The organism is Niabella sp. ZPM-14, assembly GCF_055693045.2.
In genome coordinates this window covers 2,096,919-2,120,720 of sequence record NZ_CM181148.1, presented here as the reverse complement: position 1 = coordinate 2,120,720, position 23,802 = coordinate 2,096,919, and the positions used below count along the sequence as shown (strand labels likewise).

Below are 23,802 nucleotides of genomic sequence, written 5' to 3'. Positions count from 1 at the left end.
GGAAAAATCTTCTTTTTGCTTCTTAATAACAAATAAACAACTATGGCAAGCATAGATATAAACCCAACTGCAGGCCGCTCGCATCGCGGCTTTTCGACCAGGAGAAAAATGTTAGCTACGCGAATAGACATGACACCTATGGTCGATCTTGGATTTTTACTGATCACCTTTTTCATTTTTACTTCAACCATGAATGAGCCAAAGGCCATGGATCTCCTGATGCCGGAAACGGATGGAGCTTTGATGCCGGTGGCCAACTCCGGAGCCCTAACCATCATTGCAGGGAAGCCCGGATCTATCTATTATTATGAAGGACAGCTTTCATCCAATGGTGACAATATAAAGTCCAGCTCCATGTCTGACATAAGAAATATTATTATAAAGAAAAAGCAGGAAGTTATCTCGCGGTATCAACCCGATCCGGCCTGCGAAGCAAAAGCCGTTGCTAACAAGCTGGAGGTAAACGATTGCCGGCAAAAAAACCTGATGATCCTCATAAAACCTACGTCCGGCGCGGATTACAAGACGATCGTTGCTTTGCTCGACGAAATGACCATCAACCGCATTGCCAGGTATGCCTTATTGGAACCGGACCCTGCAGACCTGGACGCGCTGGATAAGTTGAAGTAGACCCGGCATATAATAACACTCAAGATGTATGGTTCAAAAAAACAGATCCGCGAGGGTAGTGGGAGTGGTATGTCTGGTGGTGAAAATAGTGATAGTTAATCTCACCATAAAACAACAATCCTTCAATCAAAAAAGTAATGAAACAATCAATCTCAAAATTTAAATGAAACCATCATGGAAGCAGCAACAATTTTACAATCGGATGTGCTCGACATCCTGTTCGAAGGAAAGAACAAAAGCTACGGCGCTTACGAGCTTCGAAGACATTATCGGCAGCGCATGACAAAAGCCATGCTGATCACAGCAGGTATTTGTCTGACAATCGGTGGGGGCGCCTGGCTGAAAAGTGTTTTTGGAAAAGAAGCGGCGATAGACAAAATGAGAATTATTGACGGGGTGACTATCGTTGACATTGAGCCGCCGGCAGAAGAAGTTCCGCCGCCACCACCTCCGCCTCCAGCCGCCAAAGTCGAAGTGCCTAAGGTGAAGACGATTGAGTTTGTAACACCGGTTGTTACCAGCGAGCCGGTGGTAGACCCACCGCCTACTCAATCAGAGCTTATCGACACTCGTATCAGCAATGTTACGCAAGAGGGTGTTAAGGACCTGGGAATAGTAGTCCCTCCGGAATCTTTGGACGACAAACGGGGCCTTGTAACGGCAACGAAAACAAAGGTAGATGAAAACCTTCCCTTCACTAGAGTAGAAATTGAAGCATCGTATCGGGGCGACTGGAAACGCTTCCTGGAGCGGAATCTTTCCGGCGAGGTGGCCGTGGACAACGGAGCGCCTCCCGGTACTTACACGGTTGTGATCAACTTCATTGTTGATCAACAGGGTAATGTCAGCAATATTAAACCACTAACCAGCAAAGGCTTTGGTATGGAAGAAGAAGCTATGCGCGTTATCAAACGATCAGGTAGATGGGATCCCGCCATTCAGAACGGGGAAAAAGTAACTGCTTACCGTAGGCAGCCGATCACTTTCCGGGTGGTAGAGTAGAACGCTTGCAGACAACAGTTATACGAGGCAATCTTCGCCTCGTATAATTATAATATCGCTTCCCGTCGATCCCGACGCGTAGGGTGAGGGGCCATAATATTTTTCTTTTGCTGAGTTTTACAGCAAAGTGCGCAGCGGTTTGTTCACAAAGCATGCGCAGCATGAAAATGTTATATGCTCAATTATGAAAGTCCAATCACGTATTCGCCGCATTGTCGTAATTTTGCACCACAAAAAAATTAATACATGACGTTGCACCGGGAAGGGAAAGGATCTATCATGATAGCAGTTATTATATTCCTGCTGATCAATATTGTTACTTACCAGTTTTTATATCCATCATACCCCATCATTTTTTATTTTGTATTGATCGTGACCCTGGTCACCCTGGGTCTGGTTATTTCTTTTTTCCGGATACCAGCCAGGAACTATACCAATAATCCCCAGGCGGTCGTTGCTCCCTGTGACGGCAAGGTGGTAGTGATCGAAGAAGTGGAGGCCGATGAGTATTTTAAAGACAGGCGCATACAAGTGTCTATCTTCATGAGCCCGTTAAATGTACACGTGAACAGGAACCCGGTAAGCGGTGAAGTGGTATATAGTCAGTACCATAAAGGTAAATACCTGGTGGCCTGGCACCCCAAGTCATCCACCGAGAATGAACGTCATACCAATGTGTACAGGGTGGGGGAGAAAGAAGTGTTGACCAAGCAGATTGCGGGCGCCCTGGCCAAACGGATCGTCAATTATTTATCAGTGGGTGATCAGGCGACCCAGGCGGGTGAAATGGGATTTATCAAGTTTGGCTCACGTGTGGACCTGCTGCTGCCTTTAAATGCCGCTATCAAAGTGAAGATAGGTGATATCGCGGTAGGGGGTATTACAGAAATTGCGCATTGGTAATCACTGCCGAGCTGATCAAACAGTCAATAAAAACGATAAGATGAAATACTTCATGCTAATGATTGCCCTGTTTACAGGCATTGCCTTACATGCACAGCAGGGCGCAACTGCACAGGTGGAGCAAACCGTAACTGAATTCATAAAAGCACTGGAAGGCAGTGATCTTAAAAAGTTAAATAGCCTCGCGGCATCCAGCCTGACGTATGGCCATTCCAGCGGGAAAATCGAGAACAAAGAGCAGTTCCTGAAAACATTTGAAACAGGTGCGTCGGACTTCGTTAAGATCCATATTACCGATCAAACGGTCGACGTTACCGGGAACACCGCGATTGTCCGTCACCTGTTTGATGCGGATACCAACGATAACAACAAGCCCGGCCATGTAACGCTGAAAGTAATGACGGTTTGGCAAAAGCAGAGTAAGAACTGGGTATTACTGGCCCGTCAGGCAATGAAGCCTCCGGCGCAGTAAGCCGCCTTAGAAGCAGCTCGTAGCTTTTTTGGTTAAATATCTTTTTCTTCAGATTGCACAATGGACCTGGATGGATAAATGCCTGTCCAAGTCCCCTTTACTTGCAGGGAATGCTTCGTTGTCTTGTCCTGCAGGTCCATGATATACCTGGCCCGGATCTTCCGGTAAACAACAGACAAGCGTATCGATAATTCCCTATCCGGCTGCACATACAAAGAATCTCTCAGGCTTAGGGCCGAAGGGGAACTCACCTGGCTGTTCGAGTAGATCCATTTCTTTTCTCCCAGCGAGATATTTTTTCCCTGAATAAATTGCGGAACACGAAACAGCAGGCTGTCCTGCCGGATCTTATAGCTGCCGTCGGGTGTGTCAAACTGAGTGCTTTCCAAAAAGGGGTCTGGATGGATGATCACTTTCTGTGGTAAGCTCGTTTTATTGGTAAACACCAGGCTTTGTCGGGGTTCTATGATCTCTTCTTCTTCAAACCCGGCTAAGGTGTCAAACCGGATGTCGGTGATGGTATAGATAGTGTCTTTGACTTCCGGGTTGTTTTCCGTCTCTTCTCTATCGCGGCCAGGTTGGTCATGAAAATCGGACCGTTCTTTTGCGCAGGAACATAAGATCAGCAAAAATGAGAATGATAATGCCCGCAAGCAAATGCCTTGTGTTTTCATTATAGTGATTTAAAGGGATGGACGAAGCGGCTTCGGGAATAGTTGGCTACCAGTCTTTACCAACACTCCCACCGAATTGCGTCTTTTTGTTCGCTACTTTATTTTGAGTACTTTTCTCTTTTTCTTCCAGCCGGTCCAGTTGTTGTCTTGCCTGGTTTTTATTCAATTTGGATGACTGCGATGGTTGGGGCTTATTGTCGCCACCACCGCCACCGCTTCTTTTTAATTCAGATAAGGCCTTCTGTAAGTTTTCGCGTGCATTATTATCGCCGGGATTCAGGCGCAGTGCGGCTTTGTAGGCTTCAATACTTTCTGCTATTTTATCCTGATTGCTGAATACGACGCCGGCATTATAATAAGCGCCGGATTTCAGTAGCTTGCCGGCATCAGGTGCGGCGCTTACCTGTTGGTATGCCTTCAGCGCTTCATCCAGCTTTTTTTGTTTATAAAGCGCTGTGCCTTTATTCATGTAGGCGGTATATTTCAATGACTCGTCGGTTACTTTATCATAGCTGGCAACAGCTTGCGCCAGCTGGCCTTTTTTAAAGAATTCGTTGCCTTCTTTAATAAAAGTTTCCTGGTCCTGCGCCATTAATGGTGCGGCGCCGGTTATGACTATCCATAAAAGTAAAAGTCTTTGCATAAAGTATTCGATTTATGAGCCGATAGCGCGATTATCTTCCCACCGCCACTGTTGCCTTTGGCGCTGTTCTTTTTCCCTCAGGTAAGATCTGCTCGATCGCGAGCAGGATGATCATGATCGCTACAAACACCCAGAAATAATAAGAAAAGCTCATGAGGCTGCTGTCTCCCGTGACCTTCTTGTCGATCTGTGCAAGATTGGCAGTGATCCGTTTCACCGCATCATCGCTGTTTTCCAGCCGGATGTATACTCCGTTGGTATTAGAGGCAATCTGTTTTAATTCCTGCTCATTTAACTTAGAGATGATCTCCACGCCTGTTTCCTGGTCGATCTTATGTCCGCTCGTAGAATCATCCGGAATAAAGCTTCCCGCAGGCGATCCGATTCCTACCGTGTTGACCATCAATCCGCGCTGCGCCAGTTCTTTCGACAGATCGAGCGCTTCCTCATCATGATCTTCTCCGTCCGAAATCAACACCACGGCCCGGTATTTTGTATCACGCTCACCGAAGGCGGTGAGGCTTTCCTGCAATGCATCACTGATGACGGTGCCTTTCATGGGAACCGCATCGGGAGAGGCTTCGTTGACAAACATTTGCGCAGCACCGTGGTCCGCGCTGAGTGGCATCTGCACATAAGCCTTTCCTGCAAATAAGATAAGACCTACGCGGCTGTCCGGCAGCGCGTCCATTAATTTACTGATCAGTTGTTTGGCCCGTTCCAGGCGATTGGGGACAATATCTTCCGCCAGCATGCTCCTGCTTACGTCAAGGGCAAACACTACGTCGATGCCTTCCCTCGTGATGCCGTCACTCCCGCCGGGCTTACGCAGGTTCATGACCGCGAGTACGCCCATGATGAACGCCAGGCAGATCAACACAAACTTCAACGTGAACCGTCGCGGGCTATATCGATGGAGCATGGCTTTCACCAGCGAAGGATTGCCGATCCTTTTCGCAACACGCTTTTTCCACCTTCTGATGCCCAGAAACAGCAACACGAAAAGGATCATGGCTGCTAACAGCCATATAAAAAACGAGTATTGAAATTGCAGATTATTCATAGCGGAAGGTTTCTAATCGATGGACATTTATTAATCCATAGACCATGGACTATTGACGATGATCTTGATTACATCCGGCCTTCAAAAAATCCGTATTCTTTCAGAATGTCCTTTAACATCTTCAACCGGACATCCGTCATGTCATAGTTCCGGTCAGGTGATTCTACGTTCAGCACAAAGAAATACGGGTGTTTGTTTTCTTCAATCCATCCAACGATCCACCCGAGGCTATGTCCTTTATCCGTATATCCCCATCCGGTTTTGTAAGCCAGTTTATAATTCGAATTATTTTCAAAAAGCATCGCATGTTTCACTTTTTGCTGGTACACCTTAAAAAATGGCAGCTCATCAAAATACAATTGCTTCACAACGCCGAGGTTCTGATCCGGTGTTATCTTCAAAGAATTATCGAGCCAAAAACTATCGATCCTTGAAATTTTATAAGCTTTTTTATTTTTATCGGTACCGTATTTCAGCGAGTCCAGCCAAACCTGCATCGTGTCTTTGCCGATTCTCCTCGCCACTTCCTGGTAATAAGGAACCGCTGAAACGCGGAAGGCTTCGTACATGTTGAGGTCCTTATTCCAGGCTTCTACAGAGCGCTTTACGCCGTCCCATGGGATTACCATGCTGTCACTGGAAATTTTCCCGGTTTGCAAACCGATCAGCGAATTGACGATCTTAAAGGTCGAAGCCGGAAGGTAGGCGCTGTCCCGGTAACGTTTCAGATTATAAACGGTGAACACGCCGGTGCCATTATTGTAAAGTGCAAAACAGCCATTCAGATGATGCTCGTCGAAGTATTTTTTCGGACTGTCATCTTCTTTTACATTGTTTTGGGTACAGGACGCGAAGCCTGCTATAACGATTGTCACGGCTAGCAAGTGACGATACCCGCGATTTCGTTTCTGATAAGAATGGCGTGCGGATGGATCAGAAGATTCCAGAGTAGCGCCGGTGCCGGCTGCATAATTGTTGTTCTTATTGGACATATATACTGCAAAAATAAGCCTGCCAATGGTTTAGGAATGGTTTTTACTAATTTTTAACGGCGGTGTGGCACACGTATTGTTAGACAGTCTTATATAAGCCGTCTATGACCGATCTCTTCGAACATCAGGATACATTGAATGATTACCGCCTGATCATTGATCTGCCTCAGGTAGTAAAAGAAAAGGTGGCTGCCGTCAAGACCGAATTTGATGAAGATTACAAAGGGATGGTCGTAGCAGGCGGATTGCCTTTTGTATACCTGGCATCCTTTGCCCAAACAGAGTCAGCAGAAACCGGTACGCTAGATGCGCTGTATAAGATCGCACTGGGTTTTATGCCTTTTAAAATGCACCTTAAAAATTTTGGGCAGCTGGATGGAAGGGAAATCTTTATCCATGTTGAAGAGCAGGCAATATTGCAGAAGTTGACAACGCAGTTGAGAGAGCATATACCACCCATAAGAGAAGCGGTCTTTAACCCTTTGCCCAGGGTGACCATTGCCAGGCGGCTGCAGCCATTCCAGTTTGTTAGAAGCTGGAAAAACTATGAGTCCCGATCCTTTTCTGCCACTTTTGTGACCAGCGAAATGTTGCTGCTGAAAAGATTAGAAGGTTTTAGTAGCTGGCAGATCCTGAAGCGGCTGGAGTTTCAAAATATGCTGATTCCTTTGTGATGACCTACACTTTAATGTAGATCTTCTTTTTGTCCATCCACCAGCAAATAGCCCACATAAAAACAATGACGGTGAAAGCAAAAGCTAAAGAACCCAGGCGGGGGTCTCCCGGAATATGGATGTAAACCTTCTTGTAAAACCAATTCCAGAAATTTACGCCATCGTTCGAAGTGAATAGTGCAGCGGTTTTAGGTAAAAAGGCGCTCAGCGCAAAGATGAACAAAGGATTTTTACCAAATACCTCGAAAAACCGCATGGGAAAACCGCCATAGTTTTTTACTTCCACCGCGTAGATCATGATCCCCAGCGTTATTATCGCGAGACCAACAGTATAGATAGTGTAAGAACTAGTCCAGATCTTCTTATTGATCGGGAAGACCAGGTCCCAGCAGAGACCTGCAATGAGGAGCGTAACACCCGTTACAAACAGACCTGTAAGCAGCTTGAAAATGGCATTCGGTTCGGTGATCAATGAATGATGCTTGATGTAGGTCCCGACAAAGTAGCCCAGGACCACCTCTACAATTGCGGGAATCGTACTCAAAAGGCCTTCGGGGTCAAAAGGCACCCCTTCGCCTTTATACATATGTGGAACGTGCAGGATCAATTTGTCTATGTCAGTTCCGATAAACCCATTGAGGCTGTAAGGGTCAGCCGGGTTACCCAGGACGCAGATCACCCAATACAACAAAAGAAGGAGCAATGAAAAGAACCAGGCCGTTCGGGGTTTGAGAAAATAAACGATAAGGGAGGCGAAGAAGTAGCAGACGGCAATCCGCTGCAATACGCCAAAAATACGTACTCCTTTGTCGGCATCTTGCTGGTTGACCCAGTGAATGAACTGTAGCCCATCTTCGTGCCACCGGACAAAAGGATACCAATTGAGAAAAAGGCCGATCCCGAAAATCAACACCGTTCTTTTAATCACCTTCCTCCAGAAAAAGCCGTCGCCGGCCTCTTTCAGTTTGGGTATAACAAATGCCATGGCGTTGCCTACGGCAAACAGGAAAAACGGGAATACCAGGTCTGTAGGGGTGAGGCCATGCCAGGACGCGTGCTTTAAGGGGCCGAATATATGGCCCCAGCTCCCCGGGTTATTCACCAGAATCATCAGGCACACGGTAGCACCTCTGAATATATCCAAAGACCGGTATCTTACTTTCATCCGTATATTTTTTGTTTGCAGCTTTGCTGCGATTCTTTTGTCGGGTCGAACGCCTGCATTCATTCCCGCTTGTGAAAAAAATTACATGGGCATTTCATCCTCGGGTATCAGGGTTCATCAATCGCACACCAGTATCACTTCATTTGCAGTGGTTATAAGGGCTCCTTTTCCGGGAAGATGATGTATAAATATACCAAGATTCGCAATAATAAGGTTTGACGTTATCGTATGATGCATAATATTTTTCTTCCCTTACTTGTGTATTCTTTGCGCAGCCTTGTTAAAAGGCATAAAAAATTAAAAAACCGTGATACCCTTATCGTGATATGAATTTTCAGTTCAGTAGCATACAATTATATTTGCACCTAAACCATTTTAGATCATGCCTACAAAGACCATCATCGTCACCGGTGGCGCCGGGTTTATCGGCTCCCATGTCGTTCGCCTTTTTGTCAACAAATATCCTGATTACACTATTGTCAACCTCGATGCACTGACCTACGCAGGCAACCTCGAGAATTTGAAAGACATTGAAAATCAGCCCAATTATGTTTTTGAAAAGGTGAATATCGTGGATGCCGATGCGGTAAAAGCTGTATTTAACAAGCATCAGCCCGATGGTGTTATTCACCTGGCGGCTGAAAGCCACGTTGACCGGTCCATCACTTCCCCGCTGGACTTTGTTTACACCAATGTGATAGGCACAGTGAATTTGTTAAATGCTGCCAAAGAGCAATGGAAAGGTAACTATGAAGGCAAGAGATTTCATCATGTGTCCACTGACGAGGTGTATGGCGCGCTGGGGGACACTGGCTTTTTCACTGAAGAAACCGCTTATGATCCGCACTCACCTTATTCGGCATCAAAAGCGTCTTCGGATCATTTTGTGTATGCTTATGCTGACACTTATGGATTGCCTGTTGTTTTGACCAATTGTTCCAACAACTATGGCCCGAACCATTTTCCTGAAAAGCTCATTCCATTGATGATCCACAATATCATCAATAATAAACCGCTGCCTGTGTATGGAGACGGTAAATACACGCGCGACTGGTTATACGTTATTGATCATGCACGAGCTATTGACCTGGTTTTTCATGAAGGTAAAAATTCCGAAAAGTATAATGTAGGCGGTTTCAATGAATGGAAGAATATTGACCTGGTAAAGTTGCTCTGTAAGCAAATGGACGAAAAGCTCGGTCGGGAAAGCGGTACCAGCGAGCAGCTGATCACATTTGTAAAAGATCGCCCGGGCCATGATCTGCGCTATGCTATCGATGCCACTAAAATCAATAAAGAGCTGGGTTGGTCCCCTTCCGTAACCTTTGAAGAAGGCCTTTCAAAGACGATTGATTGGTTTTTAGAAAATAAAGAGTGGCTGGATAATGTGACTAGCGGCGATTACCAGAAGTATTATGAGACTCAATACGCGAATTAAGGCGAATTAGAACGAATTAAACGAATTGCACCAATGGCTTCTGAGATTATATATAAAGAAGAAAGTTATGCTATAATCGGGGCCTGCATGCGTGTTCATTCAACATTAGGCTCCGGATTCTTAGAATCGGTTTATGCAGAGGCCTTAGGAAAGGAGTTGGAACGTTCGGGCATTGTGTTTGAAAAAGAAAAGAAACTGCGCGTCCTTTTTGGCGACATGTGGTTAGACAAATATTTTAAGATCGATTTCGTTTGTTATGGGGAGATTTTACTTGAGATCAAAGCAGTAGGGTTCCTGATAAAAGATTTTGAGCGGCAGCTATTAAATTATCTTAGAGCATCTGATAAGAAATTAGGGTTATTGGTAAACTTTGGTGAGAAATCACTTGCTTATAAACGAATTTTAAACCCACATATCAGCGACATTAATTCGCATCATTCGCAATAATTGGCAAAATCAGAATAAAAATGAAAGGTATTATCCTCGCCGGCGGTTCCGGCACACGTTTATATCCCATTACAAAGGCAATAAGTAAGCAGTTGATGCCTATTTATGACAAACCGATGATCTATTATCCTTTGTCGGTGCTCATGATGGCGGGCATTAATGAAGTGCTGATCATCACCACTCCCGAAGATAGTGAAGGATTTAAAAGGCTGTTGGGCGATGGATCACGTGTAGGCTGCAGGTTCGAATATGCCGTTCAGGAAGTGCCCAATGGTCTGGCGCAGGCATTCGTTATCGGTGCGGAATTCATTGGCAACGATAAAGTGGCACTGGTACTGGGCGATAACATCTTTTATGGAACCGGCCTCGGAACTCAACTGAAAAAGCTTACAGACGTGGACGGTGGATACGTGTTTGCCTACCAGGTAAGTGATCCCGAAAGATATGGGGTGGTAGAATTTGATGAAGAGATGAAAGCCATTTCCATAGAGGAAAAGCCCGAAAATCCTAAGTCCAGCTACGCCGTTCCCGGACTTTATTTTTATGACAATAGTGTGGTAGATATTGCTCGTCAGCTGGAGCCTTCTGCCCGTGGTGAATATGAGATAACTGATGTCAACAAGATCTATTTGAAGCAGGAGAAGCTACACGTCGCCGTACTGGACAGGGGTACCGCCTGGTTGGATACGGGTACATTCGATTCGCTTACAGACGCTGCAGAGTTTGTGCGTGTGATAGAAAAAAGGCAGGGTACCAAAATAGGATGCATTGAAGAGATTGCCTGGCGCAATGGATTTATCAGCAAGGAGCAGCTGCATGCGTTGGGAGAAGAACTGATAAAAAGCGGCTACGGCGCTTATCTGAAAAAGCTGTAGGTATCTGATAACGGGCGTTTCGAACCGTAAAGATGAATCGTTGAAGGCCCGGTGTCCCATTTACTTCGGTTTCACTGACAAATAGCACAAAATCTGTGTTGTTTATCTACATTTGCGTACATTCAAACCAAATTTCAATTCTGGCCCTTTTTATTACTTTTTGAACAACTGATGCCGACGAACCTGGTACAAAGGGAAATGATGTGGTGAAAAGAAAGAAGCGGTTAACGGTGCGTCAACATATCAGTCACCAGATAGACCATTAAAAAACTGCCCGACCGGTATTTTATCGCGAGTGGCATAAACTATTACGAATGAGACCGACATAATCAGCACCTTGGGGTTCGCCCGTGCAGATGAATTATGACGGATACATTGGACTAAAAAAATCAATAAAACTTTTACGAATGAAAATTGCTGTAGTTGGTACCGGTTACGTAGGCTTGGTTACCGGAACCTGTTTTGCGGAAACCGGGAACATCGTTCATTGTGTGGACGTCAACCAAGAAAAAATAGCCAAGCTGAAGAAAGGCAAATGTCCAATCTATGAACCAGGCCTCGATGTGCTGCTGCAGCGGAATATCAAAGAAAAGCGAATCGTTTTCAGCACCGATCTTAAAACTGCAGTAAAGAAATCAGACATCATCTTCCTGGCCTTACCGACACCTCCCGGAGAGGACGGTTCGGCAGATCTGAAGTACATCTTGCAGGTAGCCGAAGACCTGGCGGGCCTGATCACCGAATACCGCGTGATCGTAAACAAAAGCACCGTGCCCGTGGGAACGGCCGAAAAAGTAGCGGCGGTTCTGGCTAAAAAGCTGGACAAGGACCTGTTCGACGTGGTATCCAATCCGGAGTTCCTGCGGGAGGGGATTGCTGTCGACGATTTTCTGAAGCCTGATCGGGTGGTCATCGGTACTTCTTCTGACCGTGCGCGCGATATGATGAATGAGCTTTACCAGCCTTTTGTACGACAGGGCAACCCGATCTACTTCATGGATGAGCGCAGCTCGGAAATGACCAAATACGTAGCGAATTCCTACCTGGCGATGAGAATTTCTTATATGAATGAGGTCGCCAATTTATGTGAGCTGACCGGGGCCAATGTGGACCTGGTACGAATTGGAATCGGTAGCGACAGCCGTATCGGAAAGCGCTTCCTGTTTCCTGGTATTGGATATGGTGGTAGCTGTTTTCCGAAGGACGTCCTGGCGCTTCACCATACATCAAAACAAAACAAATACGATTTCAGGTTACTGGATACGGTGATGAAAGTGAACAAGCTGCAGAAAACAGTATTGTTCAAGAAAATCAAACGTTACTATAAAAATGGACTGAAAGGTAAGAAGTTTGCCGTTTGGGGACTTGCTTTTAAACCCGAAACGGATGACATTCGCGACGCGCCGGCGCTGGACCTGATCAATGAATTGCTGGAAGCCGGCGCCAAAGTGACAGTCTTTGATCCTGAAGCCATGGAAAATGTGCGGAACCTGCTCGGCGATAAGATCAGTTATGCAAAAGATCAGTATGAGGGTCTCAAGGATGCAGACGCTTTGCTGATCGTTACAGAATGGAGCGAATTCAGAAATCCTGATTTTGAGCGCATGGTCGATGATCTCAAAAACAAGGTAGTATTTGACGGCCGAAATGTTTACAGCCTCGAGAAAATGGAAGAGCTGGGGTTCTACTACAACAGCATCGGTCGGAAAATCATCAACAACAATCAATAAAACGCAGCAAAGCTGTAAACAAAAAATAAACGAATGAAACGAGTTTTAATAACCGGTGCGGCAGGCTTTCTGGGTTCCCATCTTTGCGACAGGTTCATTAAGGAAGAATATCACGTGATTGCGATGGACAACCTGATCACAGGCGACCTGAAAAACCTGGAACATTTGTTCCCCAACCCGGAGTTCGAATTTTATCATCATGATGTAACCAAATATATTCATGTCCCTGGTAATTTAGACTATATCCTGCACTTCGCCTCCCCGGCAAGCCCCATCGATTACCTGAAAATCCCTATTCAGACCTTAAAGGTGGGAGCGATGGGTACGCACAATTGCCTGGGGTTGGCCAAGGCTAAAGGCGCCCGCATCCTGGTGGCCTCTACCAGCGAGGTGTATGGAGATCCGCTGGTTCATCCACAAACTGAGGAATATTGGGGCAATGTAAACCCTGTGGGTCCCCGCGGCGTGTACGACGAAGCCAAAAGATATATGGAGTCTATTACCATGGCTTACCATACATTTCATAAGGTGGAGACGCGCATTGTGCGCATTTTCAACACCTATGGGCCACGTATGAGGCTCAATGACGGACGGGCATTGCCGGCATTCATCGGGCAGGCGCTTCGTGGAGAAAACATCACCGTGTTCGGAGATGGCTCACAAACGCGCAGTTTTTGTTACGTCAATGATCTGATAGAAGGTATTTACCGTTTATTATTAAGCGATTATGTGCATCCGGTCAACATCGGTAACCCTGATGAAATTTCATTGAAAGATTTTGCGGAGGAAGTGTTGTCTTTAACAGGCAATACCGTAAAGATCATCTACAAGCCTTTGCCTGTCGACGATCCCAAGCAACGCAAACCGGATATAACTAAGGCAAAAGCGCTATTGAACTGGGAGCCAAAGGTCAGCAGAAATGAAGGCCTGGCCGCCACGTATGAATACTTTAAATCGTTGCCGCCGGAAGAGTGGTTCAAGCAGCCTAAAGAGTTCGCTTCTTCCAAATAACACAGGATACCTTGTCAGAAAAAGATTGAAATCTTGCCAAAAAGGGCAGGATTTTTTCTTTATTATGTAGTATTGGCAGGTTATTGCAATCGGTAAAATTTTTGTAATATTTTCCGCAATCGGCCACGATTGATGTTTAAGCGTTAATTTTGACCACATTTTCTCACAGAAACAACCCCGGGCAGCATGGAAAAAGAAAAAGAGTTCAGCGATTTACTGGTTGACAACGCAGGCTTTCTCAAACCTTTTGCAGTCAATCTTACAAAGAATAACGAAACGGCAAATGATCTTTACCAGGAGACCTTGTACAAGGCCCTGGCCAATAAAGAAAAATATAATTCGGGCACGAATATTAAAGCGTGGTTGTTCACCATCATGCGTAACATATTCATTAACGACTACCGTCGTAATGCAAAGCGCAGAACGGTGTTTGATAGTACGCCTGAAGATTACCTGATCAATTTGCGCCAGGTCTCTGTGTCCAATGCGGCCGAAAGCAGCTTACGACAAAAAGAGATTGAAGCGGCGGTAGAGGCACTGCCTGAAACCTTCAAAGTGCCTTTCAAACTATATTTTGAAGGGTATAAATACCAGGAGATTTCTGAATACCTGAACGAGCCTTTAGGGACCATTAAAAGCCGCATACACTTTGCGCGGAAGCTTCTGAAAGAACAGATCAACAGGTATTAAATAAAATCATTTAGTCCCGCCCGAAAGGCGGGATTTTTTTTGCGCTATTCGCAAGGTTGTTTTTCTGATATAAGTTTTAGGCCTTTGTGTTTAATGGTCAATGCAGAAGCTGTCATACCGGAGTTAAAAACTGCTGCTGCACTCAATGGAGTGCAAGATGATGAAAAGCATCGTCATTGCGAACGGAGCGAAGCGGAGGCGTCTACGTTATAAACGAGACTGTTGTCCGCCCGGCACGGGCTGTGTCATCGGCGGTTTTCTTGTCGAGGGTGACTTTCATGCTGACTTTTACTTTCAGCTTTATGTTTAACAACATCTGGCGAATTTCTGACAGGAAAATCAATGGACAAGCATTAACATCAACTTTTTACCTCAAAAACTAAAAATATTAGTCTTTTTTTGCGTTTCTTTACGTCTGACCAAATCATCAATCATTCATCCGGCATCAGAAATACTTTCCAGTCCTATCGCCTACTTAAAAGGCGTGGGGCCGCAGCGCGCCGAGCTTTTGCAAAAAGAGCTGGGCATTTTTACGTTTAACGACCTGCTGCATCATTTCCCGTTTCGGCATGTAGATAAGACCAGGATTACGCCCATCGCCGATGCCAGTCCGGACGAAGAGTATATTCAATTTGCGGGCGTACTGGAACCATTCCAGATGATCGGTGAACGGCGTGGCCGGCGCCTCGTCGCGCAGCTGCGGGACAAGACCGGTGCCGTTGAGCTGGTTTGGTTCAGCGCCATCAGCCTGATGCAAAAAATGTTACAACCCGGGCAAGCATACATCGTTTATGGTAAGCTGTCCTGGTTCCTGAGCAAACCGCAGATCGTGCACCCCGAAATAGAAGCCTGGTCGCCCGAAAAGCTGGAGGGGAAGGCCTACCTGGAACCGGTTTATCCGTCCACTGAAAAATTAAAAGCGAAAAATCTCGGTGGCAGGCAAATCGGGAAGCTCACCAAAATACTGCTGCCACATGTGCGGCGGCAGGACCTGCCGGAAAACTTTCCGCAAAAATTGCTCGATGACCTAAAGTTAATGTCACGTTTTGACGCTTTCCAGCAGATTCATTTTCCCCAAACGCCAAGGCATTACGAGGCGGCGGTAAGGCGATTGAAGTTTGAAGAGATCTTCCTCGCCCAGATGCGCATGAACCTGCTGCGCTCGCAGCGCCACCGGTTTTCCAAAGGAGTCATATTTGACACGGTAGGAGAACACTTCAATACGTTTTATAATCAATACCTGCCTTTCGAGCTGACAGGCGCGCAGAAGCGGGTGTTAAAAGAGATTCGCAACGATACAGCGCGTGGACGCCAAATGAATCGCCTGCTGCAGGGCGATGTGGGCAGCGGTAAAACCATTGTGGCGCTCTTGTGCATGCTCCTTGCGGCAGACAACGGGTATCAGTCCGTGTTGATGGCGCCCACTGAAATTCTGGCGCGCCAGCATTTTCAGGGCATCTCTGAATTGTTAAAGCAAATGGACCTCGGCGTGGCGCTGCTCACCGGTTCGGTAAAGGGCAAAGAGCGCAAAAGTATTTTACAGGGCGTTGCCGACGGTACGATTCACTTGTTGATCGGCACACATGCCGTCATTGAAGATGCGGTGCAATTTGATAATCTAGGGCTGGTGATTGTGGATGAGCAACACCGGTTTGGTGTGGCCCAGCGCGCCAAGCTGTGGGAAAAGAATACCGTTCCGCCACATGTGTTGGTGATGACCGCCACGCCCATTCCCCGGACCCTGGCAATGACGGCCTACGGCGATCTCGATTACAGTGTGATTGATGAACTGCCGCCCGGCCGCCAGCCCATCAAGACGGTTCACCGGTTTGAGAATGAGCGAAGCCAGGTGATGGACTTTTTAAAAGCTGAAATAGCGCTGGGCCGGCAGGTTTACGTTATTTTTCCTTTGATCGAAGAAAGCGATAAGCTGGATTATGAAAACCTGATGCGGGGATACGATGAGATTAAAACTTATTTCCCCGAGCCGCAATATTGGATCAGCATGGTGCATGGTAAACAACCAGCCGCTCAGAAGGAGCTGAACATGCAGCGTTTCGTGATGCATGATACACAGATCATGGTTTCCACGACAGTGATCGAGGTGGGCGTCAACGTGCCCAACGCATCGGTGATGGTGATCGAAAGCGCCGAGAAGTTTGGACTTTCCCAATTGCACCAGTTGCGCGGAAGGGTGGGCCGGGGCGCTGAAAAGAGTTATTGTATTTTACTGACCGGTCGAAAACTCGGAAACGAAGCGCGCGAGCGAATGAAAATCATGACGGCCACCAATAATGGCTTTGTGATAGCCGAAAAGGATCTGGAACTACGCGGACCGGGCGATATCGAAGGCACCCGCCAGAGCGGCGTGCTTAATTTTAAACTGGCAAACATTGTAAACGACCGGGCGATGGTCGATGTAGCCAAAAAGGTCACAGAAGAAATTCTGACAGACGACCCCGAACTTGTCAAACCCGAAAATGAACCGCTGAAGATATTCCTCCAGTCTCAAAAAGGAAAGACAGCATGGAGTAAGATTTCTTAACCTGGTCCGACTTCGCCGTTTCGTCAGGCGGGCGTCTCCGGTCCGACCAGGTTAAGAAAAGGGTATTAAAAGTTTTTCGAAATTCCGATATTGATCGTCTTGCCGAAACTGATATCAAAGCTGCTCGCACGAAGATTGGACGGAGCTCCTTTATCATTCGAAGTTTGATATTGGATTCCCCCGAAGTCAAAATTTAAACCAAACCCGTTTTTAACGTTAATAAACACCGCCGGGAATAGCTTAGTGTCAAATTCACGCAGGTCGCTGGCATCAAGGGTCTTGTATTGGCTTTGCAATTGCCCGAACAAGGAGAACAGATCAGAAAGCCGATGCGTGTAACGAAGAAAAGGACCGGCGCCATAGGCTGTGTATCTGGAGGTGTAATCTGAAAGAGATTTCTCCTTAGAGGTGCTTAAAAATGCTGTTACTCCCGCAGTCCAATGGTTGTCAAACTGGTAACCAACAAAAGGATTAAGTTCAAAGCTGGTCCTTTTCTTATTTGGGTAAAACCGGTCATTGATCACGACCCCGGTATTTTTAGAATTGTTAAAGCCCAGGCTGCCGCCGACCAATACGGTGCCGGTTTGAGCGTTGACAAAGGTCGCGAAAAATAGCGCTGCAATAGCTGTCAGAAATTTTCTCATAAACGTTGTTTTAATATTAAAAAATGCAAATTACCGGGAACAAGTCCGAGGAGGCGCGGACTAAATTGTTAATTTGCAGAAGTTTAGTAAATGATTCGTGATGGCGTTGGTTGATCCAATTTGTCAGGCAAGTATATGAAGGGATTGAAACATTGGGGGACGTTGTGAAGCCCGGTTGAATGATCGGATCAGCACAAAAAATGTTTGCCCGGATTAACTATTTGGCATAAATTTAAATACCTTATCAAGGTTAAGTCATTTAAATTCAATTTAAAATTAATCGATTATGAAACTATCTGAACTAAAACCCGGAGACTGGGTGCTATTGGATGACAATGGGGTAGAGCGGGAAGGAACGGTTTTGCGGGTAAGCAACGAAGACAATAAAGTGTGTGTGAATAACGGGATACAGGAATTCTGGTATGAGTTAGAAAATATCAAGCCATTGCCATTGGCGGAAAAGCACCTCCTTGACCTGGGGTTTGAGAAGCTCGAGTCTGATGGCGGAGCCAAGTACGGAAAAGGAGCTTTCAGGGTTCATGTACCATCCGAAACCAATTTTTCCGAAGTAGAAGCCTGGTACAGGGAAGATCGCAGGTTTTTTGATCATTCGATCACCGTGCATCACCTGCAAAATATTCATTTAGATATGACTAAAGTGCCTTTGGAGGCATAAAGAAGGCTTAGCAAATCATAAAACAGGTAAAGTTGGCCAGCCGGTAACATTTTGTTATTGGCTGGCCAACTTTTATCTTTGCGGACTATTTTAAGGGAACACTTTTTTTATTAACAGAATCTCCCTATCTTTGCACCCCTAAAATTTTTATGGCTAAACAACCCTTAATAAAGCAAGACGGAGTCATTTTGGAAGCCTTGTCCAACGCAATGTTCAGGGTAAAACTGGACAATGGGCATGAAATTTTAGCGACCATTTCAGGAAAAATGAGGATGCATTACATTCGTATTTTACCTGGTGACAAAGTAGGATTAGAAATGTCGCCTTACGATTTAACCCGCGGGCGCATCAATTTTAGGTATAAAAATTAAGCTTCAAATCTTAAAAACAAAAGAGATGAGAGTTAGAGCATCAATAAAAAAGCGCAGCGCGGATTGCAAAATTGTACGCCGTAAAGGAAAGCTGTACATCATTAACAAAAAGAATCCTCGCTTTAAGCAAAGACAGGGTTAATTGTAATCAGAATTTAAAAATTTAGAATTTAAAATTAAACTATGGCTCGTATTGCCGGTGTTGACTTACCAAAAAATAAAAGGGGCGAAATAGGTTTGACCTATATCTACGGTATTGGCCCTTCTACGGCTAAATATATTCTGGACAAGAATAATATCGACCGTAACAAGAAAGTAAACGATTGGAACGATGAAGATCTGAACGCGATCCGTTCTACGATTACTGAAGAGTTAAAGGTAGAAGGACAACTGCGTAGCGAAACTCAGATGAACATCAAACGTTTACTGGATATCGCTTGCTACCGTGGTCTTCGTCACAGAAAAGGTTTACCTGTTCGTGGTCAGCGTACTAAAACCAATAGCCGCACACGTAAAGGAAAACGTAAAACTGTTGCCGGTAAGAAAAAAGCCGCTAAGAAGTAATTAATAAGTTAATAAGTTGACAGGTTAATAAGGTCGGCCAGCCCTGCCTTGTAAACTTTTCAACTTATTGGCTTTTTAACATAACAAAGGCTTCTGATCATACTGAACTTGTTCCGGATAGCGCATGAAGCCCGCAGGAGGATAGGTTTGGGGTTCTGCCACAGGCAGAATTTTATTATTTAATTTAAAGATTACCTCAGTTTTCTCATGGCAAAAGCACAATTAAGCGCAAAAGCCGCCGCAAAAAAAAGGATCGTAAAAGTTGATGCCTTCGGCGATGCGCACATTTCAGCAACGTTCAACAACATTATCATCAGTCTTACCAACAAAACCGGCCAGGTAATTTCCTGGAGCAGTGCTGGTAAAATGGGCTTCCGTGGTTCTAAAAAGAACACGCCTTACGCGGCCCAGATGGCAGCTGCTGACGCTGCGAAAGTGGCATTAGAGGCAGGATTGAAAAGAGTAGATGTTTACGTAAAAGGTCCCGGATCAGGAAGAGAAGGTGCTATCCGCTCTCTGTCTCAATCAGGTATCGAGATCGTTACGATCAAAGACGTTACGCCGCTTCCACACAACGGATGCCGCCCTCCCAAAAAGAGAAGAGTTTAACCCCCTGAATCCCCTGAAGGGGACTTAGTTGTCAAAAGTTCTTTACATAAAATAGAATCAACATTCTTTAACAAATGATTCTATCGCCAAATTAAATGGTCTCAGCAAACCCCTCTTTTAGGAAGGGTTGGAGAGGTCTTCATTTTTAAAAAGGGTACACAATTCATTTTTTCCAAAGCTTTTTACTGATTGCTGTACCGGTTTCAAAAAAAGCTTAAATGAAAGTATAATTATGGCACGTTACAATGGTCCTAAGACCAAGATCTCCCGTATTTTCGGAGAGCCTATTTTAGGTAATGGTAAATGGTTGGGTAAAAACAGTAACCCTCCCGGTCAACATGGTGAAAAACGCAAGCGTAAAACTTTAGGTGAATACGCATTGCAGTTGCGCGAAAAACAAAAGGCTAAATATACTTACGGTGTTTTAGAGAAACAATTCCGCAAAACATACGAAGAAGCTAACCGTCGTAAAGGTGTTACCGGTGATAACCTTATCAAATTACTCGAATCTCGTTTAGACAACACTGTATTCCGCATGGGTATTGCTCCAAGCCGCCCTGCAGCCCGCCAGCTCGTGAGCCACAAGCACATCGAAGTAAACGGCGAGATAGTGAACATTCCCAGCTACTTACTGAAAGCCGGTGACATTATCACTATTAAAGAAGGAAGCAAAGCCCGCACGTCTATCACTAGCGTGGTGAGCCCCAAGAATCCTAAATTCTCGTGGGTGGATTTTAACGAGACAACTTTCACAGGTACTTTCATTACTTATCCTGAAAGGGAAAATGTTCCTGAAAACATCAACATGCAGTTGATTGTTGAGTTGTACAACAAGTAATTTGAAATTAGTTGACAGACGGACAGATGACCGTTGACAGATCCAATTACTGTCATCCGTCAACTATCAACTGTCATCTTTCAATAAAAAAACCTAAAATAAATATGGCAATCTTAAATTTTCAACAGCCGGACAAAATCATCTTACAAAAAGCATCTGATTTTGAAGCCCAGTTTGAATTTGCGCCTTTGGAGCCGGGTTACGGTGTTACCATCGGTAACGCACTTCGCAGGGTTTTATTAAGCTCTTTGGAAGGATACGCTATTTCGGCTATTAAAATAGATGGTGTTGACCATGAATTCGCTACCATCAAAGGTATCAGCGAAGACCTGGTAGAGATCATCCTTAACTTAAAGCAGGTTCGCTTTAAGAAAACTGTTGATCACGAAGTGGCCAACGAAAAAATTTCATTGTCAGTTAAGAATCATACACAATTCACTGCCGGCATGATCGCAGATGGAACGCAGTCTTTCCAGATCATGAATCCAGAGCTGGTGATCTGTACGTTAGATGCTTCTGCCAAATTGGATATTGAATTAACGATCGGTAAAGGACGCGGTTATGTGCCTGCTGAAGAAAATGCAGTAAAAGATGCACCGGTTGGTTTAATTCCTATCGATTCTATTTACACTCCGATCAAGAATGTAAAATACAGCATCGAAAATACGCGTGTGGAACAACGCACTGACTACGAAAAATTAGTTATGGAAGTTGTTACCGACGGAACGATCCATCCGGAAGATGCGGTTAAACAAGCCAGCCGCATCCTGATCCAACACCTGATGATCATCACAGACGAGAACATCACTTTCGATAACAAAGAAGAGAAGAAAGAAGACCTGGTGGATGAGAACACTTTACAATTACGTAAAGTATTAAAAACTCCATTAGAAGATCTGGATCTTTCCGTACGTGCGTTCAACTGCCTGAAAGCGGCTAAGATCAATTCTTTGAGCGAGCTGGTACAGTACGAGCAGGAAGACCTGATGAAGTTCAGAAACTTCGGTCAGAAATCTCTTTCTGAAATCGAGCAGGTTTTGAACGAAAGAGGCCTTGGCTTCGGAATGGATCTTCAGAAATTGGGTATCGATAAAGACGATTATTAAAATTTTATTAGTTAATCAGCTGCGAACTTTCATAGCTGATTAACTAATTTACTTTCTAACAGTAGGCTATAATTCCTGACACGGTATAGCCGAATTTTTTAACCGGTTTGAATCTGCAATCATCAGATATCAAATCTTCAAATCAAATGTCATGCGTCACGGAGACAAAATCAAAAATTTAAGCCGCACAAAAGCGCACAGAGAGGCGTTACTGGCTAACTTATCCTGCCAACTGATCCAGCACAAGCGTATTGTAACTACTTTGGCTAAAGCTAAAGCTTTACGTGTGTATGTTGAGCCACTGATCACTAAAAGCAAAGAGAATACCACGCACCAGCGTCGTATTGTTTTCAGCCATTTACAAGACAAAGAAGCTATCAAAGAATTATTTGATAACGTAGCTGGTAAAATCGGCGGCCGCCCAGGTGGTTATACCCGTATCATTAAATTAGGCGCACGTCCTGGTGACAACGCTGAAAAAGCAATGATCGAGCTGGTAGATTACAACGAGATCTACGGTAAAGTAGCTGGTGAAGAAAAAGCTGCTGGCAAGCGTACACGCCGTCGTGGTGGAAGCGGTAAGAAAAAAGCAGAAGAGACTGCAGAAGCAACATCTCCGGCTGCAACAGAAGCTAAAGTCGAAGAAGCTGCACCTGCAGTGGAAGAGACTAAAGCAGCAGCTCCCGCTGCAGAAGAGACAAAAGAAGAAGGTAAAGAGCAAGCTTAATGCTTTTCCTGATTTGATAAGATTAATGCCTCGCGGAAGCGGGGCATTTTTTTGTTACTTTTGTTATAAATTATATTATGCCAGAGATTAGCAGGTTTTATGGATAATTATTTATATGTTTTTCAACGATCATAATCCGCCGCATTTTAAAGTGACATATGGGGAGTTCGAGGCGAATGTTATCATCGAGAGCGGGATTTTGCTGAATGGTGACCTACCCATAAGCAAGTTGAAACTGGTTCAAGCCTGGGCAGAAATTCACAAAGATGAGCTTCTTGAAATGTGGAACACCAAGAGGTTTCATAAAGTAAAACCTTTGCAATAATGTTGAGAGTAAATAAGATACTACATATTGAACCGTATAAAATACAGTTTACTGTTAATGATGGTCGAGTGAAAATACTTGATGTTAAACCATTAATAGAGCAACATAAACATTTAAAAGGCGTGGATCGCCTGCTCGATCAAAGTGTCTTTCAAAAGGCGCGGATCGGAACATTGGGAGAAATCGTTTGGGACAAAATTGTTATCATTGAGCACCAAGGAAAGGAAGAGGTTTGGGATTATGATATATCTCCGGAATTTGCAGTGTCTAAGTCAAACGATGTCGGCTAAACTGATTTTTTAAGCCTCGCGGAAGCGGGGCATTTTTATGTTCACGCTGTCATGTTGAAATAAAAGTTATTATTTTTAATAATGTCTGAATGATTGACTGCTACAATTCTTAACCAGGCTGGAACTGTCTTCAAGACATCCGGAAGCCGCAAAAAGACTGACATGAGAAAATCAACAATTGAACGTCTGGGGTATGTTATCAGCGTTATCGGCGTGGCCATTATCTTGCTTTGGATCGGGATTTTTAAGTTTACACCTACAGAGGCAAAGGCTATAGAGCCTTTGGTAAGCAATAGCTTTTTGATGAGCTGGATGTATGCTGTGGCCGGGATACAAACCGTGTCGAATATTATCGGAGCAGTGGAAGTGGTGACCGGAGTGTTGCTCTTGCTTCATTTTTGGTGGGCGAAAGCAGGCGTCTTCGGCGGTGTATTGTCCTGCGTCACCTTCCTGGGCACGCTTAGCTTTCTGTTTACCACACCCGATTCTTTTAAAGTGGTTGATGGGGTGCTTACTACACAGTTTTTCATTTTGAAAGACCTGATGGCTTTGGGGATCTCACTGCTGGTGATTGGGAAAAGCATTAAGCATTAGAATTATCTTAGGACATTATTGCCTCAGCTATCATCATCTATGACCAGCACTTTTCCGCAGGTCTGTATTCAGTATGTATTTGCGGTCGGGGAACGATAATGCCT

The 23,802-nt window shown here is 45.0% G+C and carries 29 protein-coding genes; 23 read left to right on the top strand and 6 right to left on the bottom strand.

What is annotated here, in order from left to right; genetic code table 11:
- Window positions 1-42: 42 nt before the first annotated feature.
- The 4 genes from ACU37H_RS09085 (at window position 43) to ACU37H_RS09070 (ending at window position 3,007) form a co-directional block, all read left to right on the top strand.
- Window positions 43-630, top strand: coding sequence for an ExbD/TolR family protein (locus tag ACU37H_RS09085; RefSeq protein WP_472701843.1), 588 nt, complete (start codon window positions 43-45; stop codon window positions 628-630).
- Window positions 631-804: 174 nt separating this feature from the next.
- A complete protein-coding gene (locus ACU37H_RS09080) occupies window positions 805-1,632 on the top strand; it encodes an energy transducer TonB (protein ID WP_472701844.1) in 828 nt (275 codons plus the stop codon).
- Between the two features lie 246 nt (window positions 1,633-1,878).
- Window positions 1,879-2,535, top strand: a complete 657-nt coding sequence (locus ACU37H_RS09075; protein ID WP_472701845.1) for a phosphatidylserine decarboxylase family protein — start codon at window positions 1,879-1,881, stop codon at window positions 2,533-2,535.
- 40 nt (window positions 2,536-2,575) lie between these two features.
- On the top strand, window positions 2,576-3,007 hold the full coding sequence (locus ACU37H_RS09070) for a nuclear transport factor 2 family protein (protein WP_472701846.1): 432 nt from the start codon (window positions 2,576-2,578) through the stop codon (window positions 3,005-3,007).
- Window positions 3,008-3,039: 32 nt separating this feature from the next.
- Here the strand turns inward: ACU37H_RS09070 and ACU37H_RS09065 are convergent, their stop codons facing one another.
- The 4 genes from ACU37H_RS09065 to ACU37H_RS09050 all read right to left on the bottom strand — a co-directional run bounded on the left by ACU37H_RS09065 (window position 3,040) and on the right by ACU37H_RS09050 (window position 6,379).
- The gene (locus ACU37H_RS09065) at window positions 3,040-3,681 is read right to left on the bottom strand and encodes a hypothetical protein (RefSeq protein WP_472701847.1); all 642 of its coding nucleotides are present in this window, start codon (window positions 3,679-3,681) and stop codon (window positions 3,040-3,042) included.
- A gap of 46 nt (window positions 3,682-3,727) precedes the next feature.
- Window positions 3,728-4,324 (bottom strand): tetratricopeptide repeat protein, encoded by a 597-nt coding sequence (locus tag ACU37H_RS09060; protein ID WP_472701848.1) that lies wholly within the window; start codon window positions 4,322-4,324, stop codon window positions 3,728-3,730.
- Window positions 4,325-4,355: 31 nt separating this feature from the next.
- Complete coding sequence (locus ACU37H_RS09055) at window positions 4,356-5,387, bottom strand: VWA domain-containing protein (protein WP_472701849.1); 1,032 nt, start codon at window positions 5,385-5,387, stop codon at window positions 4,356-4,358.
- 68 nt (window positions 5,388-5,455) lie between these two features.
- Window positions 5,456-6,379, bottom strand: a complete 924-nt coding sequence (locus ACU37H_RS09050; RefSeq protein WP_472701850.1) for a penicillin-binding transpeptidase domain-containing protein — start codon at window positions 6,377-6,379, stop codon at window positions 5,456-5,458.
- A gap of 104 nt (window positions 6,380-6,483) precedes the next feature.
- On the opposite strand from ACU37H_RS09050, the gene ACU37H_RS09045 reads away from it, so the two are divergent.
- A complete protein-coding gene (locus ACU37H_RS09045) occupies window positions 6,484-7,053 on the top strand; it encodes a 2'-5' RNA ligase family protein (protein ID WP_472701851.1) in 570 nt (189 codons plus the stop codon).
- 4 nt (window positions 7,054-7,057) lie between these two features.
- On the opposite strand, the gene ACU37H_RS09040 is transcribed toward ACU37H_RS09045, so the two are convergent.
- Complete coding sequence (locus ACU37H_RS09040) at window positions 7,058-8,218, bottom strand: acyltransferase family protein (RefSeq protein WP_472701852.1); 1,161 nt, start codon at window positions 8,216-8,218, stop codon at window positions 7,058-7,060.
- A 382-nt stretch (window positions 8,219-8,600) separates the two neighbouring features.
- Between ACU37H_RS09040 and rfbB the strand changes: the two genes are divergently transcribed.
- From rfbB to recG, 7 genes are all read left to right on the top strand, one after another.
- Window positions 8,601-9,656, top strand: coding sequence for a dTDP-glucose 4,6-dehydratase (gene rfbB, locus ACU37H_RS09035; protein WP_472701853.1), 1,056 nt, complete (start codon window positions 8,601-8,603; stop codon window positions 9,654-9,656).
- Window positions 9,657-9,689: 33 nt separating this feature from the next.
- On the top strand, window positions 9,690-10,103 hold the full coding sequence (locus ACU37H_RS09030) for a GxxExxY protein (protein ID WP_472701854.1): 414 nt from the start codon (window positions 9,690-9,692) through the stop codon (window positions 10,101-10,103).
- 20 nt (window positions 10,104-10,123) lie between these two features.
- Window positions 10,124-10,978: a glucose-1-phosphate thymidylyltransferase RfbA gene (gene rfbA, locus ACU37H_RS09025; RefSeq protein WP_472701855.1), complete on the top strand. Its 855-nt coding sequence runs from the start codon at window positions 10,124-10,126 to the stop codon at window positions 10,976-10,978.
- A gap of 407 nt (window positions 10,979-11,385) precedes the next feature.
- On the top strand, window positions 11,386-12,708 hold the full coding sequence (locus tag ACU37H_RS09020; protein WP_472701856.1) for a UDP-glucose dehydrogenase family protein: 1,323 nt from the start codon (window positions 11,386-11,388) through the stop codon (window positions 12,706-12,708).
- 33 nt (window positions 12,709-12,741) lie between these two features.
- Complete coding sequence (locus ACU37H_RS09015) at window positions 12,742-13,719, top strand: UDP-glucuronic acid decarboxylase family protein (protein WP_472701857.1); 978 nt, start codon at window positions 12,742-12,744, stop codon at window positions 13,717-13,719.
- A 186-nt stretch (window positions 13,720-13,905) separates the two neighbouring features.
- Window positions 13,906-14,409: an RNA polymerase sigma factor gene (locus ACU37H_RS09010; RefSeq protein WP_472701858.1), complete on the top strand. Its 504-nt coding sequence runs from the start codon at window positions 13,906-13,908 to the stop codon at window positions 14,407-14,409.
- A gap of 484 nt (window positions 14,410-14,893) precedes the next feature.
- Window positions 14,894-16,954, top strand: a complete 2,061-nt coding sequence (recG, locus tag ACU37H_RS09005; RefSeq protein ID WP_494407601.1) for an ATP-dependent DNA helicase RecG — start codon at window positions 14,894-14,896, stop codon at window positions 16,952-16,954.
- 65 nt (window positions 16,955-17,019) lie between these two features.
- Here recG and ACU37H_RS09000 read toward each other — a convergent pair whose 3' ends face one another.
- Window positions 17,020-17,598 carry an outer membrane beta-barrel protein gene (locus tag ACU37H_RS09000; protein WP_472701859.1) on the bottom strand — a complete coding sequence of 193 codons (579 nt, stop codon included), beginning with the start codon at window positions 17,596-17,598 and terminating at the stop codon, window positions 17,020-17,022.
- Between the two features lie 286 nt (window positions 17,599-17,884).
- Between ACU37H_RS09000 and ACU37H_RS08995 the strand changes: the two genes are divergently transcribed.
- The 11 genes from ACU37H_RS08995 (at window position 17,885) to ACU37H_RS08945 (ending at window position 23,698) form a co-directional block, all read left to right on the top strand.
- Window positions 17,885-18,274: a hypothetical protein gene (locus tag ACU37H_RS08995; RefSeq protein WP_472701860.1), complete on the top strand. Its 390-nt coding sequence runs from the start codon at window positions 17,885-17,887 to the stop codon at window positions 18,272-18,274.
- A gap of 149 nt (window positions 18,275-18,423) precedes the next feature.
- Window positions 18,424-18,645: a translation initiation factor IF-1 gene (gene infA / locus ACU37H_RS08990; protein ID WP_240847439.1), complete on the top strand. Its 222-nt coding sequence runs from the start codon at window positions 18,424-18,426 to the stop codon at window positions 18,643-18,645.
- A gap of 25 nt (window positions 18,646-18,670) precedes the next feature.
- The gene (gene ykgO / locus ACU37H_RS08985; protein WP_071609307.1) at window positions 18,671-18,787 is read left to right on the top strand and encodes a type B 50S ribosomal protein L36; all 117 of its coding nucleotides are present in this window, start codon (window positions 18,671-18,673) and stop codon (window positions 18,785-18,787) included.
- A 41-nt stretch (window positions 18,788-18,828) separates the two neighbouring features.
- The gene (gene rpsM, locus ACU37H_RS08980) at window positions 18,829-19,209 is read left to right on the top strand and encodes a 30S ribosomal protein S13 (RefSeq protein WP_472701861.1); all 381 of its coding nucleotides are present in this window, start codon (window positions 18,829-18,831) and stop codon (window positions 19,207-19,209) included.
- Window positions 19,210-19,416: 207 nt separating this feature from the next.
- Window positions 19,417-19,818 (top strand): 30S ribosomal protein S11, encoded by a 402-nt coding sequence (rpsK, locus tag ACU37H_RS08975; protein ID WP_472701862.1) that lies wholly within the window; start codon window positions 19,417-19,419, stop codon window positions 19,816-19,818.
- A 232-nt stretch (window positions 19,819-20,050) separates the two neighbouring features.
- On the top strand, window positions 20,051-20,656 hold the full coding sequence (rpsD, locus tag ACU37H_RS08970) for a 30S ribosomal protein S4 (RefSeq protein WP_472701863.1): 606 nt from the start codon (window positions 20,051-20,053) through the stop codon (window positions 20,654-20,656).
- Window positions 20,657-20,760: 104 nt separating this feature from the next.
- Entirely contained in the window at window positions 20,761-21,762 is a 1,002-nt protein-coding gene (locus ACU37H_RS08965) for a DNA-directed RNA polymerase subunit alpha (protein WP_472701864.1), read from the top strand.
- Window positions 21,763-21,913: 151 nt separating this feature from the next.
- On the top strand, window positions 21,914-22,489 hold the full coding sequence (gene rplQ / locus ACU37H_RS08960) for a 50S ribosomal protein L17 (RefSeq protein WP_472701865.1): 576 nt from the start codon (window positions 21,914-21,916) through the stop codon (window positions 22,487-22,489).
- 115 nt (window positions 22,490-22,604) lie between these two features.
- Window positions 22,605-22,814: a DUF4160 domain-containing protein gene (locus ACU37H_RS08955; protein WP_472701866.1), complete on the top strand. Its 210-nt coding sequence runs from the start codon at window positions 22,605-22,607 to the stop codon at window positions 22,812-22,814.
- Complete coding sequence (locus ACU37H_RS08950) at window positions 22,814-23,104, top strand: hypothetical protein (RefSeq protein ID WP_472701867.1); 291 nt, start codon at window positions 22,814-22,816, stop codon at window positions 23,102-23,104. Before ACU37H_RS08955 ends, ACU37H_RS08950 begins: the two co-directional genes overlap by 1 nt.
- A gap of 162 nt (window positions 23,105-23,266) precedes the next feature.
- Entirely contained in the window at window positions 23,267-23,698 is a 432-nt protein-coding gene (locus ACU37H_RS08945) for a DUF417 family protein (RefSeq protein ID WP_472701868.1), read from the top strand.
- Window positions 23,699-23,802: the final 104 nt, after the last annotated feature.

Bases quoted from the DNA above. Each gene is read 5' to 3' on its own strand.
- ACU37H_RS09085 (WP_472701843.1), top strand. From the start codon at position 43: ATGGCAAGCATAGATATAAACCCAACTGCAGGCCGCTCGCATCGCGGC.
- ACU37H_RS09080 (WP_472701844.1), top strand. From the start codon at position 805: ATGGAAGCAGCAACAATTTTACAATCGGATGTGCTCGACATCCTGTTC.
- ACU37H_RS09075 (WP_472701845.1), top strand. From the start codon at position 1,879: ATGACGTTGCACCGGGAAGGGAAAGGATCTATCATGATAGCAGTTATT.
- ACU37H_RS09070 (WP_472701846.1), top strand. From the start codon at position 2,576: ATGAAATACTTCATGCTAATGATTGCCCTGTTTACAGGCATTGCCTTA.
- ACU37H_RS09065 (WP_472701847.1), bottom strand. From the start codon at position 3,681: ATGAAAACACAAGGCATTTGCTTGCGGGCATTATCATTCTCATTTTTG.
- ACU37H_RS09060 (WP_472701848.1), bottom strand. From the start codon at position 4,324: ATGCAAAGACTTTTACTTTTATGGATAGTCATAACCGGCGCCGCACCA.
- ACU37H_RS09055 (WP_472701849.1), bottom strand. From the start codon at position 5,387: ATGAATAATCTGCAATTTCAATACTCGTTTTTTATATGGCTGTTAGCA.
- ACU37H_RS09050 (WP_472701850.1), bottom strand. From the start codon at position 6,379: ATGTCCAATAAGAACAACAATTATGCAGCCGGCACCGGCGCTACTCTG.
- ACU37H_RS09045 (WP_472701851.1), top strand. From the start codon at position 6,484: ATGACCGATCTCTTCGAACATCAGGATACATTGAATGATTACCGCCTG.
- ACU37H_RS09040 (WP_472701852.1), bottom strand. From the start codon at position 8,218: ATGAAAGTAAGATACCGGTCTTTGGATATATTCAGAGGTGCTACCGTG.
- rfbB (WP_472701853.1), top strand. From the start codon at position 8,601: ATGCCTACAAAGACCATCATCGTCACCGGTGGCGCCGGGTTTATCGGC.
- ACU37H_RS09030 (WP_472701854.1), top strand. From the start codon at position 9,690: ATGGCTTCTGAGATTATATATAAAGAAGAAAGTTATGCTATAATCGGG.
- rfbA (WP_472701855.1), top strand. From the start codon at position 10,124: ATGAAAGGTATTATCCTCGCCGGCGGTTCCGGCACACGTTTATATCCC.
- ACU37H_RS09020 (WP_472701856.1), top strand. From the start codon at position 11,386: ATGAAAATTGCTGTAGTTGGTACCGGTTACGTAGGCTTGGTTACCGGA.
- ACU37H_RS09015 (WP_472701857.1), top strand. From the start codon at position 12,742: ATGAAACGAGTTTTAATAACCGGTGCGGCAGGCTTTCTGGGTTCCCAT.
- ACU37H_RS09010 (WP_472701858.1), top strand. From the start codon at position 13,906: ATGGAAAAAGAAAAAGAGTTCAGCGATTTACTGGTTGACAACGCAGGC.
- ACU37H_RS09000 (WP_472701859.1), bottom strand. From the start codon at position 17,598: ATGAGAAAATTTCTGACAGCTATTGCAGCGCTATTTTTCGCGACCTTT.
- ACU37H_RS08995 (WP_472701860.1), top strand. From the start codon at position 17,885: ATGAAACTATCTGAACTAAAACCCGGAGACTGGGTGCTATTGGATGAC.
- infA (WP_240847439.1), top strand. From the start codon at position 18,424: ATGGCTAAACAACCCTTAATAAAGCAAGACGGAGTCATTTTGGAAGCC.
- ykgO (WP_071609307.1), top strand. From the start codon at position 18,671: ATGAGAGTTAGAGCATCAATAAAAAAGCGCAGCGCGGATTGCAAAATT.
- rpsM (WP_472701861.1), top strand. From the start codon at position 18,829: ATGGCTCGTATTGCCGGTGTTGACTTACCAAAAAATAAAAGGGGCGAA.
- rpsK (WP_472701862.1), top strand. From the start codon at position 19,417: ATGGCAAAAGCACAATTAAGCGCAAAAGCCGCCGCAAAAAAAAGGATC.
- rpsD (WP_472701863.1), top strand. From the start codon at position 20,051: ATGGCACGTTACAATGGTCCTAAGACCAAGATCTCCCGTATTTTCGGA.
- ACU37H_RS08965 (WP_472701864.1), top strand. From the start codon at position 20,761: ATGGCAATCTTAAATTTTCAACAGCCGGACAAAATCATCTTACAAAAA.
- rplQ (WP_472701865.1), top strand. From the start codon at position 21,914: ATGCGTCACGGAGACAAAATCAAAAATTTAAGCCGCACAAAAGCGCAC.
- ACU37H_RS08955 (WP_472701866.1), top strand. From the start codon at position 22,605: ATGTTTTTCAACGATCATAATCCGCCGCATTTTAAAGTGACATATGGG.
- ACU37H_RS08950 (WP_472701867.1), top strand. From the start codon at position 22,814: ATGTTGAGAGTAAATAAGATACTACATATTGAACCGTATAAAATACAG.
- ACU37H_RS08945 (WP_472701868.1), top strand. From the start codon at position 23,267: ATGAGAAAATCAACAATTGAACGTCTGGGGTATGTTATCAGCGTTATC.